This window comes from Cellulosimicrobium composti, from assembly GCF_010287905.1.
GTDB classification, from domain to species: Bacteria; Actinomycetota; Actinomycetes; order Actinomycetales; family Cellulomonadaceae; genus Cellulosimicrobium; species Cellulosimicrobium composti.
Map to the genome: position 1 here is coordinate 1 of NZ_JAAFAN010000124.1, position 4,124 is coordinate 4,124.

Consider the following 4,124-nt stretch of genomic DNA (forward strand, 5'->3'; position numbering starts at 1 on the left):
GCCGCGGTCGGCGCCGCCGGGCTCCTCGCCCGGCGCCCGCGCGTCGCGGCGCTCGGCGCGCTCGGCTGGGCGGCCCTCACCGCGCAGTTCCTCGGCCGCCGCCTCGCACCGGGGCCGCGGCCGGGCGACGACGCGTTCGGGCCCGAGCTGCGACGCATGGCGTGGACGAGCGCCGCCATCCCGTTCGCCGCGGTGCGGCACCGCGTCGCGGGCACGCTCGCCGCCCGGCGCGGGCTCGAGCCGTGGCCGCCGCCGCTCGCAGCCGTGCTCCTCGACCGCGACGGCACGCTCGTGCGCGACGTCCCGTACAACGGCGACCCGGCCGCCGTGCGCCCGCTCGACGGCGTGCGCGCCGTGCTCGACGACCTGCGCGCCCGCGGGGTCCGGCTCGGCGTGGTGTCCAACCAGTCCGGTGTCGGTCGCGGGCTCCTCACGCGCGCGCAGGTCGACGCCGTGAACGCGCGCGTCGAGGAGCTGCTCGGGCCGTTCGACACCTGGCAGGTGTGCCCGCACGCGCCGGACGACGCGTGCGCGTGCCGCAAGCCCGGGCCGGGCCTCGTCCTCGCCGCGGCGGCGGACCTCGGCGTCGAGCCGTGGCGGTGCGCCGTCGTGGGCGACATCGGCGCCGACGTCGGCGCGGCGCTCGCCGCGGGCGCGACGCCCGTCCTCGTGCCGACCCCCGAGACCCGGCCCGAGGAGGTCGCCGCGGCCCCGCGCGTCGCGCCCGACCTCGCCGCCGCGGTGCGCGCGCTCGCCGGCCGCCTCCCCGGCCCGTCGGCGCGGCAGGGCGACCCTCCCGCATCCCCCGACGCCTCCGCCGCCGACCCGGACGAGGAGCGTGCCGCATGAGCGCCGACGTCCTCGCCGTGCGCCTCGACAGCGACGGCGACGTGCTCCTCACCGGGCCCGCCGTGCGCGCGATGGCCGCGTCCGTCGCGCCGCGCGGCGGACGCGTCGACGTGCTCGCCGCCCCCGCGGGGAGCGCCGCCGCCCGCCTGCTCCCGGACGTGCGCGACGTGCTCGTGTTCGACGCGCCCTGGTCCGGCTACCGGCCCCCGCCCCTGGACGGGCCGCGCGTGCTCGACCTCGTCCGCACGCTCGCCGACCGCCGCTACGCGTCCGCGGTCGTGTTCACGTCGTTCCACCAGAGCCCGCTGCCCGCGGCGATGCTGCTCAAGCTCGCCGGCGTCGAGCACGTCGCCGCGACGAGCGAGGACTACCCCGGGTCGCTCCTCGACGTGCGCCACGCGCGCCCGGACGGGCTCCACGAGGTGGAGGCGGCGCTCTACCTCGCCCGGGCCGCCGGATTCGGTGCCCCGCCCGACGGCGACCGGCTGCGCGTGCGCCGCCCCCTCCCGGACGTCGCCGCGCTCGTGCCCGCCGGGCCCTACGTCGTCGTGCACCCCGGCGCGTCGGTCCCCGCGCGCGCGCCCGACCCGGACCACGCGCGCGACGTCGTCGCGGCGCTCGCGGCCGCGGGTCACGCCGTCGTCGTCACGGGCGGTCCCGGCGAGACCGCGCTCGCGTCCCACGTCGCCGCGGACCGCGCCCTCGACCTCTCCGGGCGCACGGACCTCGCGGGCCTGGCCGCGGTGCTCGACGGGGCGCGGTGCGTCGTCGTCGGCAACACGGGCCCCGCGCACCTCGCCGCCGCGGTCGGCACGCCCGTCGTCTCGCTGTTCGCGCCCGTCGTGCCCGCCGAGCGGTGGGCGCCGTGGGGCGTGCCGAGCGTCGTCCTGGGCGACCAGCACGCCGCCTGCCGCGGCATGCGCGCGCGGCAGTGCCCCGTCCCGGGTCACCCGTGCCTGGGCGCCGTCCACCCCGGCGAGGTCCTCGCCGCCGTCGAGCGCCTCGGCGTGCCGCGCGTCGCGACGACGACCGCGCCCGCCGCGGCGCCCCGGACCGCGGGGGTGGCGCGATGAGGGTGCTCGTCTGGCACGTGCACGGCTCGTGGGCGACGGCGTTCGTCGCGGGCCCCCACGAGTACCTCGTGCCCGTTGTCCCCGACCGCGGGCCCGACGGCCGCGGGCGCGCCCGCACGTGGGACTGGCCGCCGGGCGCGCGCGAGGTCACGCCCGCCGAGCTCGCCGACCTCGGCGCCGCGCGGGAGGTGGACGTCGTCGTGCTGCAGCGCCCCGAGGAGGTCGAGCTCCTGCGGCGCTGGACCGGCCTCGTCGCGGGCCGCGACGTCCCCGCCGTCTACGTGGAGCACAACGCCCCGACCGGCCACGCCGCCGCGACCCGGCACCCGCTGGCCGACCTCGACGTCGTCGAGGAGGGTCTCGTCCCGATCGTGCACGTCACGGCGTTCAACGCGCTCATGTGGGACACGGGCGACGCGCGGACCCTCGTCGTCGACCACGGGATCCCCGACCCCGGACCGCTGTACTCGGGCGAGCGCGCGAGCGTCGGCGTGGTCGTCAACGAACCGGTGCGCCGCTGGCGCGTCGCCGGGACCGACGTCGTCGTCCGCGTGGGCCGCGACGTCCCGCTCGACGTCTACGGCATGGGCGTCGGGAAGCTCGCCGAGCACCTGACCGGCCCGGACGTGGCGCCCGGCGGGGGGTCGCTCGCGCACGGGCTGCACGACGACGTCCCCCAGGCCGCGATGCACGCCCGCCTCGCGACGTCGCGCGCCTACCTGCACCCCTACCGCTGGACGAGCCTCGGGCTCTCCCTGCTGGAGGCGATGGCCCTCGGCATGCCCGTCCTCGCGCTGCCGACCACCGAGGCGCCCGTCGCGGTGCCCCCGGCCGCGGGGCTCCTCAGCTCCCGTCCCGACGAGCTCGCCGCGACCGCGCGACGCTGGCTCGCCGACCCGGACGACGCCCGCGAGCACGGCCGGGCGGCCCGCGCCCACGTGCTCGAGCACTACTCCCACGCCGCGTTCCTGCGGCGCTGGGACACGGTCCTGACGGAGGTGACCTCATGAAGATCGCGATGATCTCGGAGCACGCCAGCCCCCTCGCGGCGCTGGGTGGCGTCGACGCGGGCGGGCAGAACGTCCACGTCGCGTCCCTCGCGACGCGGCTCGGCGCGCAGGGCCACCGCGTCGAGGTGTTCACGCGCCGCGACGACGCGTCCCTGCCCGAGCGCGTGCCCCTCGCGCGCGGGGTCGACGTCGTGCACGTCGACGCCGGGCCGCCCGTCCCCGTCCCCAAGGACGACCTGCTCCCCCACATGGACGCGTTCGGCGCCGACCTCCTGCGCCGGTGGATCGAGCCCGGCCCGCGCCCGGACGTCGTGCACGCGCACTTCTGGATGTCCGGCATCGCGGGCCTGCTGTCCGCGCCCGCGGTCGGCGTCCCCCTCGTGCAGACGTTCCACGCCCTCGGCTCCGTCAAGCGCCGCCACCAGGGCGCGCACGACACGAGCCCCGCCGAGCGCGTCGCGCGCGAGCGCCTCCTGTGCCGGGCCGTCGACCGGGTCGTCGCGACGTGCGCCGACGAGGTGGCCGAGCTCGTCGCGCTCGGCGCGGACCCCGCCCGCATCGACGTCGTGCCCTGCGGCGTCGACCTCGGCCGGTTCCTGCCCGCGACCGACCGGACGGACCACCTGCACCGCGAGCCCGGCAGGCTCCGCCTGCTCTCCGTCGGCCGGCTCGTCGAGCGCAAGGGCGTGGACACCGTCATCGAGGCGCTCGCGCTCCTGCCCGGCGCCGAGCTCGTCGTCGCGGGCGGCCCCGGCGCGGACGCCCTCGACCACGACCCCGAGGTCCGCCGCCTGCGCGGCGTCGCCGACGCCGCGGGCGTCGCCGGACGCGTCCGGTTCGTCGGCAGCGTCACCCAGGACGAGGTGCGCGCGCTCATGCACGCCGCCGACGCCGTCGTGTGCGACCCGTGGTACGAGCCGTTCGGCATCGTGCCGCTCGAGGCCGCGGCGTGCGGCCGCCCCGTCGTCGGCGCGGCCGTGGGCGGGCTGCTCGACTCCGTCGTCGACGGCCGCACCGGCCTGCTCGTGCCCCCGCGCGACGCGCACGCGCTCGCCGCCGCGCTGCAGCGCCTCGCGGACGACCCGGCGCTCGCGGAGCGGCTCGGCTCCGCCGCGCGCGTCCGGGCCGAGCACCTCTACGGGTGGTCGACCGTCGCCGCCCGCACCGCCGAGTCGTACGAGCGGGTCGTGGC

Annotated in this window: 4 protein-coding genes; all 4 read left to right on the top strand. The window is 79.3% G+C overall.

Annotated elements, in window-relative coordinates; all coding sequences use genetic code 11:
- On the top strand, nucleotides 1-849 hold an 849-nt coding region (locus GYH36_RS18855), incomplete at its 5' end, for a D-glycero-alpha-D-manno-heptose-1,7-bisphosphate 7-phosphatase (RefSeq protein WP_162290671.1).
- Complete coding sequence (locus GYH36_RS18860; RefSeq protein ID WP_162290672.1) at nucleotides 846-1,922, top strand: glycosyltransferase family 9 protein; 1,077 nt, start codon at nucleotides 846-848, stop codon at nucleotides 1,920-1,922. The genes GYH36_RS18855 and GYH36_RS18860, both read left to right, overlap by 4 nt.
- Entirely contained in the window at nucleotides 1,919-2,932 is a 1,014-nt protein-coding gene (locus GYH36_RS18865; RefSeq protein ID WP_162290673.1) for a glycosyltransferase, read from the top strand. Before GYH36_RS18860 ends, GYH36_RS18865 begins: the two co-directional genes overlap by 4 nt.
- Nucleotides 2,929-4,124, top strand: a 1,196-nt coding sequence (locus GYH36_RS18870; RefSeq protein WP_162290674.1) for a glycosyltransferase, incomplete at its 3' end; no start/stop codon positions are given. The genes GYH36_RS18865 and GYH36_RS18870, both read left to right, overlap by 4 nt.

Bases quoted from the DNA above. Each gene is read 5' to 3' on its own strand.
- GYH36_RS18860 (WP_162290672.1), top strand. From the start codon at position 846: ATGAGCGCCGACGTCCTCGCCGTGCGCCTCGACAGCGACGGCGACGTG.
- GYH36_RS18865 (WP_162290673.1), top strand. From the start codon at position 1,919: ATGAGGGTGCTCGTCTGGCACGTGCACGGCTCGTGGGCGACGGCGTTC.